This window comes from Burkholderia sp. 9777_1386, from assembly GCF_015712265.1.
GTDB classification, from domain to species: Bacteria; Pseudomonadota; Gammaproteobacteria; order Burkholderiales; family Burkholderiaceae; genus Burkholderia; species Burkholderia cenocepacia.
In genome coordinates, this window is the sequence record NZ_JACCQB010000003.1 from 76,106 (window position 1) to 94,701 (window position 18,596).

Annotated in this window: 17 protein-coding genes, 1 tRNA gene and 2 pseudogenes; 6 read left to right on the plus strand and 14 right to left on the minus strand. The window is 65.7% G+C overall.

From position 1 onward, the window contains the following. Positions 1–3: 3 nt before the first annotated feature. Complete coding sequence (locus tag H0X91_RS04090; protein WP_006498655.1) at positions 4–261, plus strand: DUF4148 domain-containing protein; 258 nt, start codon at positions 4–6, stop codon at positions 259–261. An 82-nt stretch (positions 262–343) separates the two neighbouring features. Here the strand turns inward: H0X91_RS04090 and H0X91_RS04095 are convergent, their stop codons facing one another. The 3 genes from H0X91_RS04095 to H0X91_RS04105 are packed head-to-tail and all read right to left on the minus strand — an operon-like array spanning position 344 to position 3,106. Next, positions 344–1,009: a response regulator transcription factor gene (locus H0X91_RS04095; protein ID WP_006483996.1), complete on the minus strand. Its 666-nt coding sequence runs from the start codon at positions 1,007–1,009 to the stop codon at positions 344–346. A 19-nt stretch (positions 1,010–1,028) separates the two neighbouring features. After that, positions 1,029–2,420 carry a sensor histidine kinase gene (locus H0X91_RS04100; protein WP_006498654.1) on the minus strand — a complete coding sequence of 464 codons (1,392 nt, stop codon included), beginning with the start codon at positions 2,418–2,420 and terminating at the stop codon, positions 1,029–1,031. Positions 2,421–2,431: 11 nt separating this feature from the next. Further along, positions 2,432–3,106 carry a response regulator transcription factor gene (locus H0X91_RS04105; RefSeq protein WP_006483985.1) on the minus strand — a complete coding sequence of 225 codons (675 nt, stop codon included), beginning with the start codon at positions 3,104–3,106 and terminating at the stop codon, positions 2,432–2,434. Positions 3,107–3,323: 217 nt separating this feature from the next. Here H0X91_RS04105 and H0X91_RS04110 point away from each other — a divergent pair, with 217 nt between their 5' ends. Further along, positions 3,324–3,623 carry a DUF4148 domain-containing protein gene (locus H0X91_RS04110; RefSeq protein WP_012492696.1) on the plus strand — a complete coding sequence of 100 codons (300 nt, stop codon included), beginning with the start codon at positions 3,324–3,326 and terminating at the stop codon, positions 3,621–3,623. Positions 3,624–3,731: 108 nt separating this feature from the next. Here H0X91_RS04110 and cyoD read toward each other — a convergent pair whose 3' ends face one another. The 5 genes from cyoD to H0X91_RS04135 all read right to left on the minus strand — a co-directional run bounded on the left by cyoD (position 3,732) and on the right by H0X91_RS04135 (position 9,373). Beyond that, positions 3,732–4,064, minus strand: a complete 333-nt coding sequence (gene cyoD, locus H0X91_RS04115) for a cytochrome o ubiquinol oxidase subunit IV (RefSeq protein ID WP_006478441.1) — start codon at positions 4,062–4,064, stop codon at positions 3,732–3,734. After that, positions 4,065–4,673 (minus strand): cytochrome o ubiquinol oxidase subunit III, encoded by a 609-nt coding sequence (gene cyoC / locus H0X91_RS04120; RefSeq protein WP_006483998.1) that lies wholly within the window; start codon positions 4,671–4,673, stop codon positions 4,065–4,067. It lies immediately after the preceding gene. Then, entirely contained in the window at positions 4,673–6,679 is a 2,007-nt protein-coding gene (gene cyoB, locus H0X91_RS04125; RefSeq protein WP_006498653.1) for a cytochrome o ubiquinol oxidase subunit I, read from the minus strand. Before cyoB ends, cyoC begins: the two co-directional genes overlap by 1 nt. A 3-nt stretch (positions 6,680–6,682) precedes the next feature. Next, the gene (cyoA, locus tag H0X91_RS04130) at positions 6,683–7,570 is read right to left on the minus strand and encodes a ubiquinol oxidase subunit II (protein WP_012492697.1); all 888 of its coding nucleotides are present in this window, start codon (positions 7,568–7,570) and stop codon (positions 6,683–6,685) included. Positions 7,571–7,843: 273 nt separating this feature from the next. Continuing rightward, positions 7,844–9,373 (minus strand): complex I subunit 4 family protein, encoded by a 1,530-nt coding sequence (locus H0X91_RS04135; protein ID WP_006483984.1) that lies wholly within the window; start codon positions 9,371–9,373, stop codon positions 7,844–7,846. A 464-nt stretch (positions 9,374–9,837) separates the two neighbouring features. Between H0X91_RS04135 and H0X91_RS34930 the strand changes: the two are divergent. Further along, positions 9,838–10,109 (plus strand): annotated as a pseudogene (locus H0X91_RS34930) (DUF932 domain-containing protein); the annotation flags it as partial. Positions 10,110–10,340: 231 nt separating this feature from the next. Here H0X91_RS34930 and H0X91_RS04140 read toward each other — a convergent pair. Together H0X91_RS04140 and H0X91_RS04145 are read right to left on the minus strand one after the other, a co-directional pair. Next, positions 10,341–10,434, minus strand: a tRNA-Ser gene (locus tag H0X91_RS04140). A 110-nt stretch (positions 10,435–10,544) separates the two neighbouring features. Further along, positions 10,545–11,798, minus strand: coding sequence for an aspartate kinase (locus H0X91_RS04145; RefSeq protein WP_012492698.1), 1,254 nt, complete (start codon positions 11,796–11,798; stop codon positions 10,545–10,547). Between H0X91_RS04145 and H0X91_RS35420 the strand changes: the two are divergent. Further along, a pseudogene (locus H0X91_RS35420) lies at positions 11,781–12,018 on the plus strand (hypothetical protein); the annotation flags it as partial. The gene H0X91_RS04145 and the pseudogene H0X91_RS35420 sit on opposite strands and share 18 nt — an antisense overlap. A gap of 122 nt (positions 12,019–12,140) precedes the next feature. Here the strand turns inward: H0X91_RS35420 and tilS are convergent. From tilS to cysS, 4 genes are all read right to left on the minus strand, one after another. Next, the gene (tilS, locus tag H0X91_RS04150; RefSeq protein WP_069353276.1) at positions 12,141–13,562 is read right to left on the minus strand and encodes a tRNA lysidine(34) synthetase TilS; all 1,422 of its coding nucleotides are present in this window, start codon (positions 13,560–13,562) and stop codon (positions 12,141–12,143) included. Positions 13,563–13,608: 46 nt separating this feature from the next. After that, entirely contained in the window at positions 13,609–14,580 is a 972-nt protein-coding gene (locus tag H0X91_RS04155) for an acetyl-CoA carboxylase carboxyltransferase subunit alpha (protein WP_006478433.1), read from the minus strand. Between the two features lie 103 nt (positions 14,581–14,683). Then, complete coding sequence (locus H0X91_RS04160; protein WP_006484005.1) at positions 14,684–15,511, minus strand: DNA-3-methyladenine glycosylase family protein; 828 nt, start codon at positions 15,509–15,511, stop codon at positions 14,684–14,686. Positions 15,512–15,554: 43 nt separating this feature from the next. Further along, the gene (cysS, locus tag H0X91_RS04165) at positions 15,555–16,952 is read right to left on the minus strand and encodes a cysteine--tRNA ligase (RefSeq protein WP_006484007.1); all 1,398 of its coding nucleotides are present in this window, start codon (positions 16,950–16,952) and stop codon (positions 15,555–15,557) included. A 234-nt stretch (positions 16,953–17,186) separates the two neighbouring features. On the opposite strand from cysS, the gene H0X91_RS04170 reads away from it, so the two are divergent. Both H0X91_RS04170 and H0X91_RS04175 read left to right on the plus strand, forming a co-directional pair. Continuing rightward, positions 17,187–17,909, plus strand: a complete 723-nt coding sequence (locus H0X91_RS04170; protein ID WP_077021989.1) for a tetratricopeptide repeat protein — start codon at positions 17,187–17,189, stop codon at positions 17,907–17,909. A 39-nt stretch (positions 17,910–17,948) separates the two neighbouring features. Beyond that, on the plus strand, positions 17,949–18,524 hold the full coding sequence (locus H0X91_RS04175) for a peptidylprolyl isomerase (protein WP_006484003.1): 576 nt from the start codon (positions 17,949–17,951) through the stop codon (positions 18,522–18,524). Positions 18,525–18,596 lie beyond the last annotated feature (72 nt).

Below are 18,596 nucleotides of genomic sequence, written 5' to 3' on the forward strand. Positions count from 1 at the left end.
GCCATGAAAACCTTGATGTTCGCCACCCTCCTCTCGGCGCTCTGCGTCGCCCTGCCCGGCCAGGCCAGCGCAACGCAAGCCGACGCGGCAATTGCCCCGCAGACGCTCGCATCGTCGACGCCCGCACCGGTGTCGCAGCAATCGGCATGGAATGCACCGCAGGCCGCCCCGCTGACGCGCGCGCAGGTCTATCGCGAACTGGTCCACGCCGAGCGCGATGGCCAGCTCGAGCGGCTCAATCGCGAGCTCTATTCGCATTGAGTGGTCCCGCCTCACGTGACCGGGCATGCCGCGCGACGTGCGGCATGCCTGTCTTGACGAAACGGGGCGCGGCACCCCTCCGTCAGCCGCCCGTGTCGAACCGGAAGCCGTATCGCGCCACCGTTTCGATCCGCGCGGAGAACGCATGCGCGACCAGCTTGCGCCGCAACCGTACGACGAGCGCATTGACCGTTTCGGGTTCGATGTCGGCGTCGCCCCACGCATAGCGCAGCACCGCGTCGCGGCCGACCGGCCGCCCCGCTTCCCGCAGCAGGCATTCGACCACGCGAAACTCCCGTGCGCTGAGCGCGAGCCGCCGGCCCCGCTCCTCGAGTGCGCGCGTCGCCGTGTCGAGCCGGATCGAGTCACGCATCGCGATCACGCCCGCACGGCGCCACAGCGCGCGCAACCGCTCGTGCAATTCGACGAACGAGCATGGATGGGCCAGGCATACGTCGCAGCCCGCCTTCAGCATCTGCGCGCGCTGGGCGGACGTGGCGCCGGCAACGATCGCGGCGATCGTCGCGCTGCCGGCCGATGCGGCGAGCAGCGGCAAGCCATCGAGAACCGCCGGCGCGGCCGCGCCATCGGTGGCGACGATCACGATCGCGTCGAACCGGTCCTGCGTCGCCGCGAAACAGCCATCGCGCCATTCGTCGACGCGTTCGACGCCGTGCATGCTTTCCCGAAACGCCTTGTCGAGCCGCGACACGTCCGGATTCGGCGGAGCAATCAGCAGGATGCGCATCGATCGGTCTCCTGCGCGCTCATGCGAGCGAACGCGGCCAGCATTCGACCGTGATCGCCGCGCCGGCCGGCTGCGCATCGCCGATCCGCAGCGCGAAACCATGTACGCGCATCACCGCCGACACGATGCTTAATCCAAGTCCCGAACCGTTCACGTGGCGGGTGCGCTCGCCGCGATAGAAGCGTTCGAGCACCGCATTGCGCTCACCGGGCGGAATGCCGGGCCCGGTGTCCTCGAACCGGACGAGCGGACCATGCGGCGTCGTCTGGAGCACGACGCGCACGCGGCCGCCCGGCGGTGTGAACTTGATCGCGTTGTCCGCGAGATTGCTGAACGCCTCGAACAGCAACGCACGATCGCCATGGATGCCGTCGACCGTGGCCGCCTCGAGCTCGAACGACACGTCGACGGCCTCGGCCAGCGGCTCGTACAGCTCGCACACGTCGCGCAGCAAGACGGCGACGTCGACCGCGGCAAAGCCGCCGCGCCGGCTCAGCGTGCCGATCTCGGAGATGCGCAGCATCGCGCGAAAACGTTCGAGCAGCCGGTCGGTCTCGTCGCGCGCCGAAGCCAGCAGCGCCGCCGACGCGGGATCGTGGGCGCAGACCGGCTGGTCGGCGAGCCGCGCCAGCATCGTATGCACGCGAGCAAGCGGCGTACGCAGGTCGTGCGCGATCCCGTCGCAGGCATGGCGCACCTCGCCCATCAGCCGCTCGACTTCGTCGAGCATGTGGTTCACGAGATGCGCGAGCAGATCGAGTTCGTCGTAGCGGCCGACCGGCAGCCGCTTGCCGAGATCGCCTTCGGCGATCTGCCGCGTGACGCGCCGGATCGCGGCGACGCGGCGCATCTGCCGCATGCCGAGCATGCTGCCGCCCGCGATGCCGGCGATCAGGATCATCACGCCGCCGACCACGAGCCCGCGGATCGCGACGTCGCGGATCTGGATGAAATGCGACAGGTCGCGCGCGACGACCAGCGTCATCCCGTTGTCGCGGCGCACGGCCATCGCGCGCGCGATCGGCGACGATTGGCCGTCGAGCGGCGCAAGCGTGCGGTTCAGCGTCCGGCCGTGGCGATCGGTGCGCAGCGCCGGCGGCGTCGCGATGTCACCGGCCACGCGGCGCCCGCTCGCATCGAACAGCCCGTAGAAATTCGTGTGCATGTGCTCGTGCTCGAGCCGCCGATGGATCGCGAGCGGCAGCTCGGCATCGGGAATCGAATCGAAATAGATCAGTTGCCACGCGAGCACGTCGTCGGTGTCGCGTGTCATCGTATGCGTCGCGGCGACGCTGATCACGCCCGCGAGCAGCAGCAGCGACACCGAGAAGATCGCCGCGTACGCGCACAGCCAGCGAAACGTCGTCGTATGCCAGCGGCGCGTGAAATTCGCCGCGCGAGCTGCGTCCATCCGTGCCTCCGTCAAGCGAGCATGTAGCCCGATCCGCGCACCGTCTGGATCATCGGGTTCGCGCCAGGCGGATCGATCTTCTTGCGCAGCCGGCCCATGTGGACGTCGATCAGGTTGGTGCCGGGATCGAAGTGATAGCCCCACACGGCCTCGAACAGCATCGTGCGCGTGATCGTCTGGCCCGCGTTGCGCATCATGAATTCGAGCACGCGGAACTCGGTCGGCAGCAGCGGAATCTCGTCGGCGCCGCGACGCGCGCAGCGCGAAATGAGGTCGAGCTCGAGCGCGCCGACCTTCAGCAGCGTCTGCTGCGGCACGCCCGAGGCTTGCCGGCGGCGCAGCAGCACTTCGATGCGCGCGCTCAGTTCGCCCGAATCGAACGGCTTCGTCAGGTAATCGTCGCCGCCCGCGCGCAGCCCGCGAATCCGCTCGTCGACGTCGCCGAGCGCGCTCAGCATCAGCACCGGCGTGTCGATGCCGACCGTGCGCATCGCGGTCAGGATCGCGAGGCCGTCCGCGCCCGGCAGCATCCGGTCGAGCGTGATCGCGTCGTACGAGGCACTCATCGCCCGCATCATCCCTTCGCGACCGTTGTCGATCCAGTCGACCTCGAATCCGCGCGCGGTCAGTTCGCCGACGATTTCGTTCGCGGTCACCGCATCGTCCTCGACCGTCAGTACTCGCATGATTGCCCTCGCAATGAACCTCAAGACGGGCGCGCACGACGCGCCCGACGCTATCGTAAGTGCCGCGAGCGCCGTGCGGCGCCAGATGAAAATAGCTTCATCCGGCCGCGCGGCCGCACGCGTGAAACATGTTTCATCCAGGCGTCGCCCGCCCCGCGGCCGGTGCCGCCTACGCTCACGTCATGCGGCATCGGGCCGCGAAACCAGGAGCTACCGGATGAAACCGTCGACCACCCTCGCCTGCATGCTGCTCGCCTGCGCCAGCACCGCCGCGTTCGCGGGGCCGCACCTCACCCCGCAGGAATGCAATGCGTACCCGTTCGTGCACACGGGCCACGACGTCACGCGCGCGGACCTCGTGCGCGAGCTGACCGAGCTCGAACAGGTCGGCTACGACCCCGCCCATGCGAGCCCGTATTACCCGGACGATCTCGACGGCGCGAAGCATCGGCTCGCCGCCGAGTACCGCGCCGACTGCACGCATGCGTTGACCGCCGACGCGGGCACGCCGCACTGACCGTACGGTCCGGCGCGACGCAGCCGGAAAAGCAAAAAGGCGGCACCTGCGTGCCGCCTTTTCTTCATGAACACGCATGGATACGAACCCGATGCGCGACGCTGCCGCTCACCGCGACATCATGTTCATGCTGACGTTGTGCATCACCCACAGCGTGCCGACGATCACGATCGCGGCGGTCAGCACCGTATAGCTGAACGCCATCACGTTCCAGCGCTGGCCCGACGAGCCGTTCATGTGCAGGAAGTACACGAGGTGCACGACGATCTGCACGAACGCGAGCACGGCCAGCCCGATCAGCGACGCATGCGGCGACAGCACACCGCCCATCACCAGGCCGAACGACGCGGCCGTGAGCAGCACCGACAGGATGAAACCGGCGACGTAGCCGCCGACACTGCCGTGCCCTTCTTCGAGTTGAGACGAATGCGAATGGGCCATTTAGATCACGCTCGCGAGATAGACAAAGGAAAACACGCAGATCCACACGATGTCGAGGAAGTGCCAGAACAGGCTCAGGCACGTCAGGCGCCGCAGGTCGCGATCGGTCAGGTCGCCGCCACGGAACACGATCTGCGCGGCCAGCACGAGCATCCACAGCAGGCCGGCCGTCACGTGCAGCCCGTGCGTGCCGACCAGCGTGAAGAACGCCGACAGGAACGCGCTGCGCTGCGGGCCCGCGCCTTCCGCGATCAGGTGCGAGAACTCGCGCAGTTCCATCGCGAGAAACGCCGCGCCGAGCACGAACGTCACCGCGAGCCACGCGAGCAGCGCGCCGCGTTGCTGCTTGTATGCCGCGAGCATCGCGAAACCGTACGTGATGCTCGACAGCAGCAGCGCGGCGGTTTCGACCGCGACGCCCGGAATGTCGAACAGCTCTTTGGCGGTCTGCCCGCCCGCGTACTGGTGACCGAGCACCGCGAACGTCGCGAACAGCGCCGCGAAGATCACGCAGTCGGTCATCAGGTACAGCCAGAACCCGAACACCGAATGCGACGGCGGATGGTCGTCGTGCTCGAGCAGGGTCGCGCTCAAGGTTTTCTGCAACATCAGTTGGCCTCCAGTTCCACGTCGTCGACGCGCGCGGCCGTGCGCTGCGTCGGCTGCTTGTCTTCGGTCTTGCGCACCGTCGACGCAGGGATGTAATAGCCGTCGTTATCGCGCGAGCTGTAGATCACGAGCGTCGCAATGATTCCGATGAGCCCGCCGATCGCCATCCACCAGATGTGCCACACCAGCGCGAAGCCGAGCACCAGGCTGAAGATCGCGATCACGAGGCCCGCGCAGGTATTCGACGGCATGTGGATGTCGCGAATCGCCGCCGGGTTCGGCCGGCCTTCGCCGCGCGCCTTCATGTCCGCGTACGCGTCGAGCGTGCGCACCTGCGGGATCACCGCGAAGTTGTAGTCGGCCGGCGGCGACGACGTCGCCCATTCCAGCGTGCGGCCGCCCCACGGATCGCCCGTGGTGTCGCGGTATTCCGGCAGGTGACGGTTGCGGATGCTGACGACCAGTTGCAGCAGCTGGCATGCGATGCCGATCGCGATCAGCACGGCGCCGAATGCGGCGACCAGCAGCCACGGATGCCAGGCCGGGTTGTCGTAGTGGTTCAGGCGACGCGTCATACCCATGAAGCCGAGCACGTACAGCGGCACGAACGCGACGTAGAAGCCGACCTGCCAGAACCAGAACGCGGCCTTGCCGAGCTTCTCGTTCAGCTTGAAGCCGAACGCCTTCGGGAACCAGTAGTTGAAGCCCGCGAGATAGCCGAACAGCACGCCGCCGATGATCACGTTGTGGAAGTGCGCGATCAGGAACAGGCTGTTGTGCAGCACGAAGTCCGCGCCGGGGATCGCCATCATCACGCCGGTCATGCCGCCGAGCGTGAACGTGACCATGAAGCCGATCGTCCACAGCACGGGCGTCGTGAACTCGATCCGGCCGCGGTACATCGTGAACAGCCAGTTGAACACCTTCACGCCGGTCGGAATCGCGATGATCATCGTCATGATCCCGAAGAACGCGTTCACGTTCGCGCCCGAGCCCATCGTGAAGAAGTGATGCAGCCACACGAGGAACGACAGCACCATGATCGCGCAGGTCGCGTACACCATCGTCTTGTAGCCGAACAGCGGCTTCTTCGCGAACGTCGCGATGACTTCCGAGAAGATCCCGAACGCCGGCAGGATCAGGATGTACACCTCCGGATGGCCCCACGCCCAGATCAGGTTCAGGTACAGCATCGCGTTGCCCCCGGCTTCGTTCGTGAAGAAATGCATGCCGAGGTAACGGTCGAGGCCGAGCAGCGCGAGCGTCGCGGTCAGGATCGGGAACGACGCCATGATCAGCACGTTCGTGCAGAGCGCCGTCCACGTGAACACCGGCATCTTCATCAGCGTCATGCCCGGCGCGCGCATCTTGATGATCGTCACGAAGAAGTTCACGCCGGTCAGCAGCGTGCCGACCCCGGAGATCTGCAGCGCCCACAGGTAGTAGTCGACCCCTACCCCCGGACTGAACTGCAGCTCCGACAGCGGCGGGTACGCGAGCCAGCCCGTCTGCGCGAATTCGCCGATCACGAGCGACACGTTGATCAGGATCGCGCTGACCGCCGTCATCCAGAACGACAGCGAGTTGATGAACGGGAACGCGACGTCGCGCGCACCGATCTGCAGCGGCACGACCAGGTTCATCAGGCCGACCATGAATACCATCGCCATGAAGAAGATCATGATCACGCCGTGTGCCGTGAAGATCTGGTCATAGTGGTGCGGCGGCAGGTAGCCGGGCGCGTTGTACGCGAGCGCGAGCTGCATGCGCATCATGATCGCGTCGGCGAAGCCGCGCAGCAGCATGATCAGCGCGACGATGATGTACATCACGCCGAGTCTCTTGTGGTCGACCGTGGTCAGCCATTCTGTCCACAGCCATTTCCAGCGGCCGGTGATCGTCAGCGCGGCGAGAATGCCCAGCACGACCAGCCCCATGAAGGCGCCGGCCCCCATGATGATGGGCTGATCGAACGGGATCGCCGAAAGTGTGAGTTTGCCGAACATGCGTTACCCCTTCGTGCCGCAGGCGGCGTCCTTCAGGTCGAGGACGTGGCCATCGTTGTATTTCGCGATGATGTTGTGGAAGAGCCTCGGATCGACCGACGAGAAGTAGCGCACCGGCGCCTTCTCGCTCGGCTGCGCGACGCTGCCGTACAAGGTCGCGTCGAGCCGGTCCGGCGACGCCTTCACCTTCTGCACCCACGCATCGAACTGCTCGCGCGGCTCGGCGAGCGTGCGGAACTTCATGTCGGAGAAACCGCGGCCGCTGAAGTTGGCGGACGTGCCCGCGTAGTTGCCGGGCTCGTCGGCGATCAGGTGCAGGCGCGTCTGCATGCCGGCCATCGCGTAGACCTGGCCGCCGAGCTGCGGGATGAAGAACGAGTTCATCACCGAATCCGACGTGATGCGGAAGTTCACCGGCGTGCCGACCGGAATCGCGAGCTGGTTCACCGACGCGATACCGAGTTCCGGATAGATGAACAGCCACTTCCAGTCGAGCGCGACCACCTCGACGTCGAGCGGCTTCACCGCCGATTCGAGCGGCTTGTACGGATCGAGCTCGTGGGTGGTCTTCCACGTGAGCACGCCGAGGAACAGGATGATCAGCGTCGGTACGGTCCAGATCACGACCTCGATCGCGGTCGAGTGCGACCAGTTCGGCGCATAGGCGGCGTTGCGGTTCGACGCGCGGTAACGCCACGCGAACCATAGCGTGAGCAGGATCACCGGCACGACGACGATCAGCATCGCCCAGGTGGACGTCGCGATCAGCGCCTTTTCGGCCGCACCCACGCTTCCTTTCGGATTTAGTACATCTAAATTACAACCTGACAGGCTCAACGCCGCGCCCATGGACATCAGCGCCGACCAGCCTCTTGAAGCTCTTCTTTTCATCACACAGCCCGAGGGTCATTGAATCCGTTTGCGTACGCCCGATGCGCATTCGATTCACGAAATTGGCCGAATCATACGTCGCGCGAGTGCGATGAAAAACCGGTGCATGCGGCAAATCATCATTGCAAAATCTGCCGTGAGTCACATTGTCGCGGGGCAATTTCACGCAGCCGGAAGCGGGCCCGGCACGCGCCGTGCCGGACCGCGATCGATGCGCGCGCAACGACGCGCGCCGCGTGAGGCGGCGCGCTTGCGCGGCTCGACGTGCCGGGATCAGTCGTGCGTCGAGGCCATGTACGACGGCAGCGCCGGCGTGGGGCCATCCCCTGCCGGCACCTTCGAATGGCTCGCTTCCTGGATCAGCCTGCCGACGGTCGGATCGATCGCATCGGTGAACGGCTTCGGATCGATGCCGACCGCGAGCACGATCAGCGCGAGCGACGCGAACATCACGATCTCGCGACGGTTCAGGTCGGCGAGCTTCGCGATCCGCTGGCTCGCGACCTTGCCGAACACGACGCGCTTGAGCATCCACAGCGTGTACGACGCGCTGAGGATCAGCGTGAGCGCCGCGATCGCGCCGATCCAGAAATTGAAGCGGATCGCGCCCATGATCACCATGAACTCGCCGACGAACCCCGACGTGCCCGGCAGGCCGACGTTGGCCATCGCGAACAGCAGCGTGAAGGTCGCGAAACGCGGCATCACGCCCGCCACGCCGCCGTACGCGGCGATCTCGCGCTGCTTGGTGCGGTCCACGAGCACGTTCACGCACAGCAGCATCGCGCCCGCCACGAAGCCGTACGACACGAGCTGCACGATCGCGCCTTCGACGCCGATCCGATTGAACAGGAACAGGCCGAGCGTGACGATCCCCATGTGCGCGACCGTCGAATACGCGAGCAGCTTGCCGAGGTCGGTCTGCGCGAGCGCGACGAGGCTCGCGTAGACGATCGCGAACAGCGACAGCGCGATCACGGCCGGCGCGAAGAAGTGACTCGCGTCCGGCGTGATCGGCAGCGCGAAGCGCAGGAACCCGTAGCCGCCGAGCTTGAGCATCGCGAGCATCAGCGCGGCGCCCGTCGGGCCGTCCGTGTAGACGTCGCTCAGCCACGTGTGGACCGGCCACATCGGCACCTTGACCGCGAACGCGGCGAAGAAGCCGAGGAACACCAGCAACTGCGGCGCGAAACCGAGCTGCAGCGTGCGCCACACGGCCATGTCGAACGTATGCGACTGCGCGTACAGGTACAGCATCGCCATCAGCAGCAACAGCGAGCCGGCGAACGAGATGAAGAAGAACTTCACGGCCGCATACACGCGTCGCTCGCGCCCCCACGTGCCGATCAGCAAGTACAGCGGGATCAGCGTCGCCTCGAAGAAGATGAAGAACAGCAGCCCGTCCTGCGCGACGAACACGCCGACCATCAGCCCCGACAGGATCAGGAATGACGCGTAGTACTGCGCGACGCGCACCGTGACCGACTCCCACGACGCCACCACCACCACGAGTGTCGTGAATGCGGTCAGCACGACGAGCCAGAGCGACGCGCCGTCGATGCCGACCCGCCACCCGGAATTGAATGCCGCCAGCCAGTCGCGTCTTTCGACGAACTGCATCGCGGCCGAATGCGCATCGAAGCCGGCAACGAGCGGAACCACGGCCGCCAGCCCGGCAATCGCGCCGACCAGCGCGATCAGTCGTATCCGGCGTGCCTGCTGGTCGGAACCGGCGCGCAGCAGGCCCGCGCCGAACAGTATCGGAACCCAGATGGCCAGGCTCAGGAAGGGGAAATCATGCATGTCAACAGGACCTTGAGGAGGTCGCGCCCTGCATCGGGGAAAGGCGCGACGAAAGGAACGAAATCAAATCGACAGGTAGATTTCGTGAATCGCCAATGTTGGCAAAATGTAAAGCGGCATCACCGGAAAACTTGACGCCGCTCAAATGCGATCGGGTTAACCAGCATAAGACGATTGATTATTTTCTGCAGCGCAGCAGAGCATCGATTTTCGGCGGCAGCGTAGTTCACTGATTTGTTTGAATAATTTTTCGTATTGCTTGATGCCGTGCGCGATGAAAATCGACGCAGCGCCGCATTTTTGATGTCAACCGGTCATTTCGGAGGGCCGGAACAGCATGATCGGTGTTCGGCTGTGCCCCGGTCGCTCGGCGCCTCGCTCCTTACAAATAACCTTTCATTGTTATTTCATTTCGTGCCGCGTGCATTTGAGCGAGGATCGGCCGGGCAAGCACGATCCGGCGCCGGCTCGAAGTCTGGAAGCGTGCCGCCGGCATGAACGGGCGGATCGAACAAGACGAAGTGCGCTTCGTCGCCGCTGGCAATCGCAGCCTCGGCTCGATTCACGCGTTTCACGAACGGAAGGCCCTCTATCGTTCGGATACCGAAGCACTGCTGTCGGTTGTCTCTGCGCGCTATCAGGTCATGCAATCCGAGGAGATCGGGAGTGTTATCGAGACCTTGCGGAGATCGGCGGCTTACCGCTTGAGACCGCAGCTGTGCTGCTCAGCAGCCGCATCCGCCGCTTCAGGCGCGTTCCGAAGCATCTCGGATGGGTCTTTTCCCCGGCGTGTCCGGAACGAGCAATCGTCAAGCGCTGCCCTCGCGCGCGACGGCAGCGCGCAATACCACGCGGCGTCAACCGGTACCCACCTACGTCCAGCGCATTCTTGCTGATGGGCCCGCTGAGGACTGAAAAAGAAAAAGCCCCGCAAGTCCGAGAACTTGCGGGGCTTTGTCACCGCTTTTGGCGGAGACGGAGGGATTCGAACCCTCGATCCAGGTTTTGGCCCAGATGCTCCCTTAGCAGGGGAGTGCCTTCGACCTCTCGGCCACGTCTCCCAAACTTTCGCTCGCACCAGGGAGGCAGTGCGACGAGAACGAAATAATATAGGGTTTCGAACCGCCCGTCAATTTCCGTGATGCATTTTCTTCAATGCATCACGAAAAATTCACGATGCCTGGTCGAGTTCGAATGCCTTGTGCAGCGCGCGGACGGCCAGCTCCATGTATTTCTCGTCGATCAGCACCGAAATCTTGATTTCGGACGTCGAGATCATCTGGATGTTGATGCCCTCTTCCGACAACGTGCGGAACATCTTGCTCGCGACGCCCACGTGCGACCGCATGCCGACGCCGACGACCGACACCTTCGACACCTTCGGGTCACCCTGCACGCGCTCGGCGCTCACATGGCCCTGCACCTGGTTGGTGAGGATATCCATCGCCTTCTGGTAGTCGCCGCGACCGACCGTAAACGTGAAGTCGGTTTTGCCTTCGACGCTCTGGTTCTGGATGATCATGTCGACGTCGACGTTCGCATCGGCCACCGGGCCGAGGATCTGATATGCGATGCCCGGCTTGTCGGGCACGCCCATCACAGCAATGCGTGCTTCGTCGCGCTGGAACGCGATGCCGGAAATGACTGCCTTTTCCATGGTCTCGTCTTCTTCAAAAGTAATCAGGGTGCCCGAGCGCATTTCTTCGTCGAGCGCAATCAGCGGATCGGTCAGGCTCGACAGCACACGCGTCTTCACCTGGTATTTGCCGGCGAATTCGACCGAGCGGATCTGCAGGACCTTCGAGCCGAGGCTGGCCATTTCCAGCATCTCCTCGAACGTCACGCGATCGAGGCGGCGCGCCTCTTCGACGACACGCGGATCGGTCGTGTAGACGCCGTCGACGTCGGTATAGATCAGGCACTCTTCGGCACCCAGCGCAGCCGCCACCGCCACCGCCGACGTGTCCGAGCCGCCCCGGCCCAGCGTCGTGATGTGACCGTCCGGATCGACGCCCTGGAAGCCCGTGATGATCACGACCTTGCCCGCGTTCAGATCGTCCTTCACGCGCTCGTCGTCGATCGAGTGAATGCGTGCTTTCGTAAACGCGCTGTCGGTCTTGATCGGCACTTGCCAGCCGGCATAGCTCACGGCCTCGACGCCGATTTCCTGCAGCGCGATCGACAGCAGGCCGACGCTGACCTGCTCGCCGGTCGACGCGATCATGTCGAGCTCACGCGGGCTCGGCTGGCTCGAAATCTCTTTCGCGAGACCGAGCAGACGGTTGGTTTCGCCGGACATCGCCGACGGCACGACCACCATCTGGTGCCCGGCCTGATGCCATTTTGCGACGCGTTTCGCGACGTTCTTGATGCGCTCGACCGAGCCCATCGAAGTGCCGCCGTATTTGTGTACGATGAGTGCCATTGTCGTTCTGAACTGGAGGAGAAACCGCACGGGCGCGCTGGGCAGGCCGCGTAGCCGTTCGGTCACGCGGCTTGTGGCTGTGGACGGACGACGAGGGGGACGGCTGGGACGCAACACGCAAGCGTGACGGATTTTGCCCGGAAGGCCGATCAGGCCGCGCAAACCGGGTACGTCACGCGGAAAACCTGCACAAAACGCTCAAAAATCGAGCCGAGCAAACGACCGAGCGTACCCGATAGAAGCCCGCTTGACAAGCCGCGCGCCGTGTCGGCGGCCGTTCCGGCGCTGTTTACCAAATGGTGAAAACGGGCACGCCATCGCGCCGCCGGCAGGCTGCCGCCGCTACGCGAGCAGCAGGTCGGGACGCCATTCGATCCGGCGCCATGCGGCGGCGCCGGACGTCGCGCCGTCAGGCACGTCGATGTCGCGATTGACGCCCAGCCGCGGCACGTAGATCAGCCGGTCGCCCGCGAACAGCAGCGGCACGTCGCGCTGCCAGGCCGGCACGCCGCGCTCCTGGAACAGGTTCTTCAGCGTCCGGCCCGGCCCGCCCGGCGACGTACGCATCCGTTCGCCGCCCGCCCGGGCGCGCGCAGCCAGCCGCGCACCGCGCAGCAGCGCCTCCGGTACCGCATCGGCGCTCCCCGCGTCGGCCGGCGCGAACACGAACGTGCCGCGCCATCCCGGCAGATGCCACACTTCCTGCCCGTCCCATGCAAGCGCCGCCTCCGGGTGCGGCGTACCGGTGCCGTCGTCGGCCGGTTCGCTGCTGTCGCCCGCTTCCCAGTACACGACATCGCGATAGAGCCTCAGGCACTGCCCCGCGTGATCGACGCGCAGCGCATGCGCGTCGTGCGCGGCACGCAGTTGCCGCATCATGTTGGCGAGCCGCGCAGCCGACGCGCCCGGCAAACCGAGCCGGCGCATCCAGAAGCGCAGCAGATTCGCACCGCGCGTATCGTCGAATCCGATCAGCGCGTCGCGCGACAGCGCCCGCCCGTCGTCGCGCGCGGCGACGGCGAAATCCAGCTCGGCCAGATCGTCGAGCAGCCGCTGCGCGGCGGCCGCATGCTGGGCCGCGCGACCGAGCGCATCGCGAAAACCCGGAAAATGCACGGCCAGCGCCGGCAGCACGTCGAGGCGCAGCGCATTGCGCGCATAGCGCGTATCGCCGTTCGATTCGTCATCGATCCAGGCAAGCGCGTGCTGCTCCGCATAGCGCTCGAGTTGTGCGCGCAACAGCCGCAGCAACGGGCGCACACGCTCGATGCTCACGCCGTCGGGGCGATAACGCGGCGCCATCGCGGCAAGCCCCGCGATTCCCGCCCCGCGCAACAGTTGCAGCAGCACCGTCTCGGCCTGATCGTCCGCATGTTGCGCGAGCCACAGCGTCGCCACGCCGTGGCGTTCACCCATCGCGTCGAGCGCCGCGTAGCGACGCTCGCGCGCGGTCGCCTCGATGCCGAGCCCGCTGTCGCGCGGCACGTCGACGCGCATCGATTCGAATGCGACACCGAGTCGCGCCGCATCCGCTTCGGCATGCGCGACCCAGGCGTCCGCGTTCGCGCTCAGGCCGTGATGCACGTGCAGCGCGACGCAGCGCGAGGCGCCCGCGACGCGCACGGCCGCGTCGAGCAGCACGGTCGAATCGAGGCCGCCGCTGTAGGCGATCGCGATGCGCGCATCAGGCGGCAGGCTGGAAAGCGCAACGCCGACCGCGTCGAGTACGGCGCGGTCGGCGGAGAATTCGGTGGGCGGGATCACGAGCGGGACACGCGCGCAACGGCGCGCGAATTGAATACGCAGCCGGTCATGCGCCCGGCGTGGTTTCCTTGAACTTGCCGTAGGCCATCAGGCGCTCGAAGCGACGCTCGCGCAGCGCGTCGATGCTCATGCCCTGGAACTGGCGCAGCGAATCGGCCAGCGCACGGCGCAGCAGCGCGGCCATGCCCTTCGGATCGCGATGCGCGCCGCCGAGCGGCTCGTTGATGATCTTGTCGATCAGGCCAAGCGCCTTCAGGCGGTGCGCGGTCAGGCCGAGCGCTTCCGCGGCTTCCGGCGCCTTCGCGGCGCTCTTCCACAGGATCGACGCACAGCCTTCCGGCGAGATCACCGAGTAGGTCGAGAACTGCAGCATCATCACGGTGTCGGCCACCGCGATCGCCAGCGCACCGCCCGAGCCGCCCTCGCCGATCACCGTCGTGATGATCGGCGTCTTCAGCTCGGCCATCACGTACAGGTTGCGGCCGATCGCCTCCGACTGGCCGCGCTCTTCCGCGCCGATACCCGGGTACGCACCCGGCGTGTCGACGAACGTGAAGATCGGCAGCCCGAACTTCTCGGCCAGACGCATCAGCCGTTCGGCCTTGCGATAGCCTTCCGGGCGCGGCATCCCGAAGTTGCGCGCGGCGCGCTCCTTCGTGTCGCGGCCCTTCTGGTGACCGATCACCATGCACGGATGGCCGCCGAAGCGCGCGAGACCGCCGACGATCGACAGGTCGTCCGCGAACGCGCGGTCGCCATGCAGCTCGTGAAAATCGGTAAACAGTTCCGCAACGTAATCGAGCGTGTACGGACGCTGCGGGTGCCGCGCGATCTGCGAAACCTGCCATGGCGACAGGTTCGCGTAGAGGTCTTTCGTCAGTTGCTGGCTTTTCTTCGACAGCCGCTCGATTTCTTCCGAAATATCGACAGCCGAGTCGTCCTGCACGAATCGCAGCTCTTCGATCTTGGCCTCGAGTTCGGCGATCGGCTGTTCGAAATCCAGAAACGTGGTCTTCATGTGTTCGAATCCTTGGGTCTTGCGGCAGCGCGTATTCTACCCGCGCGGGCGACGCTCAAAACCGGCTCTCAACTATTGATGTTTAAAACCCGATAGCCAACACTCAGGCGTCGGCGTCGGGCGCATCGAGGCTGCGCCACATGTACCAGGTCGCGACGGTGCGCCACGGCTCCCAGTTGGCCGCAACCTCGCGCGCCTCGCTGCGCGTGACGGGTTCCCCGCTGAAGTAATTGACGCTGATCGCACGGATCAGGCCCGGGTCGTCGAGCGGCAGCACGTCCGGCCGCGACAGGTTGAAGATCAGGAACATCTCGGCCGTCCAGCGGCTGATGCCGCGGATCTGCGTGAGTTCCGCGATCACGTCCTCGTCGTCCATCGACATCCATTTGTCGACGTGCAGCGCCCCCGACACGAAATGCTGCGCGAGATCGAGGATGTATTCCGTCTTGCGCTTCGACAACCCGCACGCGATCAGCTTGTCCGCGCCGAGCCGGATCACCGGTTGCGGTGCGAGTTTCGGACAGGCGTCCTCGATGCGCGCCCACAGCGACTGCGCGGACGGCACCGAAATCTGCTGGCCGACGACCGAGCGCGCGAGCGTGACGAACGGGTCGCCGCGCTTCACGAGATGCGCGGGACCGAACTTCGGAATCAGTTTCTTCAGGATCCGGTCGCGCTTGACGAGGTCCGCGCATGCCTTGTCCCAATAGGCAGGACGCACGACGACCTCCTCGCCGTCCGCTTCGGACGCACGTGTCTTGCGGGCCGCGTCGGCGGCCGGCAGCGCGGCCGCCGGCTGCGCATGACCGTTCAGCGCGCCGTTCGGCACGGCGCGCGTCGCGTCCGACTTCGCCGCCGGTACACGCTTGGCTGCCGGACGCGCGGCGACCGGGGTCGCGCGCCTGACCGGCGCTTTTCTGGCCGTTGCCATCTTGCCTCCTACCTGACGGATCGGTCAGTGGAACGCACCGCGCTCATACGCGACGCCATTCGGTCGATCCGCCCGGTTTGTCTTCAAGTGCGATACCGGCTTCGAGCAATTCCGCCCGGATCCGGTCCGCTTCGGCATAGTCCTTCGCTTGCTTCGCCGCGACGCGCGCGGCGATCTTCGCTTCGATCTCGTCGGCCGCGAGCCCGCCCGCCTGCGCGGCGCCCGACGCCTGCTGCAGGAACGCGCGCGGTTCGCGGCCCAGCAGGCCCAGCAGGCCCGCCAGCTGTTTCAGTTGCCGCGCGAGCGACGCGTCGCGCGTGCGGTTGACTTCGCCCGCCAGCTCGAACAGCGTCGCCACCGCGACCGGCGTGTTGAAATCGTCGTTCATCGCGGCCGCGAAACGCTGCGCGTGCGGCTCGTTCCAGTCGAGCGCGAGCGTATCGGCGTCGACGTCCTTCAGCGCCGTGTACAGACGCGTGAGCGACGCGCGCGCATCGTCGAGATGCACGTCGCTGTAATTGAGCGGCGAACGATAGTGCGTGCGCACGATGAAGAAGCGCATGACTTCCGCGTCGTAACGCTCGAGCACCTCGCGGATCGTGAAGAAGTTGCCGAGCGATTTCGACATCTTCTCGTTGTCGACCTGCACGAAGCCGTTGTGCATCCAGTAATTGACGAACGTCTCGCCGGTCGCGCCCTCGCTCTGCGCGATCTCGTTCTCGTGGTGCGGGAATTGCAGATCCTGCCCGCCGCCGTGGATGTCGAAATGATTGCCGAGCAGCGAGCAGCCCATCGCCGAGCACTCGATGTGCCAGCCCGGGCGACCCATTCCGTACTTCGACGCCCACGACGCGCCTTCCGGATCTTCCGGCTTCGCACGCTTCCACAGCACGAAATCGAGCGGATCTTCCTTCGCGTCGTTCGCGGCGACGCGCTCGCCCGCGCGCAGATCGTCGAGCGACTTGCCCGACAGCTTCCCGTAGTTCGTGAACTTGCGCACCGAGTAATTGACGTCGCCGTCGCTCGCCTGGTACGCGTAGCCGTTCGTCTCGAGCGTCTCGATCATGCCGAGCATCTGCGGGATGAACTGCGTCGCGCGCGGCTCGATGTCGGGCCGCTGGATGCCCAGCGCGCTTTCGTCCTCGTGCATCGCGCCGATGAAGCGGTCGGTCAGCGACTTGATCGTCTCGCCGTTCTCGACCGCGCGGCGGATGATCTTGTCGTCGATGTCGGTGATGTTGCGCACATACGTGACCCGATAGCCGATCGCACGCAACCAGCGCTGGACGAGGTCGAACACGACCAGCATGCGCGCGTGGCCCACGTGACAATAGTCGTAGACGGTGATCCCGCATACGTACATCCGCACTTCGCCGGACTGGCGCGGCACGAAAACTTGCTTGTCACGCGCGAGCGTGTTGTAGATGCGCAGTGATTCCATAGAGATGAACCGTGAGCCGAAGGAAACCGCCCTGGCGAAGCTCGCCCAGCATGTGAAACGGACGGACCATCTGCTGCGGCGCCAGGCCGCGCGTCCTCGATATCACATGGGGCGGTCAGGCTGCAAGCACAGCGGTGACGGCCACGAGAGGCTAAGAAAGACTGTCTGCCGCTCGCCGGAACGCGCAGACGTTTTGTTAGAATGGCTCGGAGTATAACATTCCGATTTACGCCTATGAAACCTCATCGCGGCCGCGCGCCGAGCGCTGCGACCCTCGTTGCGACCACCGTCATGGGCGTCGCGCTGACGCTTTTCGCGGCTCCCGCGGCGCATGCGCAGAAGGCCCCGGCGGTCGCCGACGGCACCCCCGAAATCGACGCGTCGATCGCCGGCAAGCAGTGGAAGCAGGCGCTCGCGCAGCTCGACGCGCGCATCGCGTCGAATCCGCACGACGTGCAGGCGCAGTTCAAGCGCGGCACCGTGCTGGCCCGCCTGAACCGCGACGACGACGCGATCCAGCAGTTCGTCGCGATCACGCAGGCGTACCCCGAACTGCCCGAGCCGTACAACAACCTCGCGGCGCTCTACGCGAAGCACGGCCGCTATGACGAAGCGCGCACCGCGCTCGTCACCGCGACGCAATCGAACCCGAGCTACTCGCTCGCGTACGAGAACCTCGGCGACCTCTACCTGCGGCTCGCTTCCGAATCGTACAAGCGCGCGCAATCGCTCGGCCGCACGAGCGGCGCGACCGCGCAGCGCCTCGCCGATCTCCAGAAGATCGTGTCGCCGCCGAAAGCCGCGCCGAACGCCCGCGCGACGACGCCGGCCACGCGCGCCTACATCGACCGCGCCGCCGCGAACGTGAGCACCACCACGCTGCCGATGTCGCCGACGTTCCAGTTCAACGGTCCGTCGGGCGCACTGGCGGCACCGTACGTCGCGCCGTCGCAATAAGCGGCGCGCCCTTCCTTCCCTCCCAACCTGAGGATCGCAATGAAACGTCTGTTGCTGGCGCTTGGCGGCGCCGCCCTTCTCGCGACCGCGCCCGCGTTCGCGCAAACGGCCACCGCGCACCCCGTCGTGCAGCTGAAGACCTCGCAGGGCGACATCCGCGTCGAGCTCTATCCGGAGAAGGCGCCGAAATCCGTCGCCAACTTTCTCGATTACGTGAAGGCCGGCCAGTACAACGGCACGATCTTCCATCGCGTGATCAAGGGCTTCATGATCCAGGGCGGCGGCTACAAGACCAACTTCGAGGAAAAGCCGACCCGCGCGCCGATCCCGCTGGAAAGCCGCAATGGTCTGAAGAACCTGACCGGCACGATCGCGATGGCGCGCACGAGCGATCCGAATTCGGCCACCGCGCAGTTCTTCATCAATACGGTCGACAACAGCGGCCTCGACTATCCGAACCCGGACGGCAACGGCTACGCGGTGTTCGGCAAGGTCGTGTCGGGCCTCGACGTCGTGAAGAAGATCGAAGGCGTGGCGACGACCTCGCGCGGCCCGATGCAGGACGTGCCGGCGCAACCGGTCGTGATCGAATCGGCGAGCATCGTCTCGAAGTAAGCACCTGCCGGCACGTCCGGCGCCACACGCGGCCGCGTCGCACGACCGGCCGCGTGCCATTTAAACCGCCTC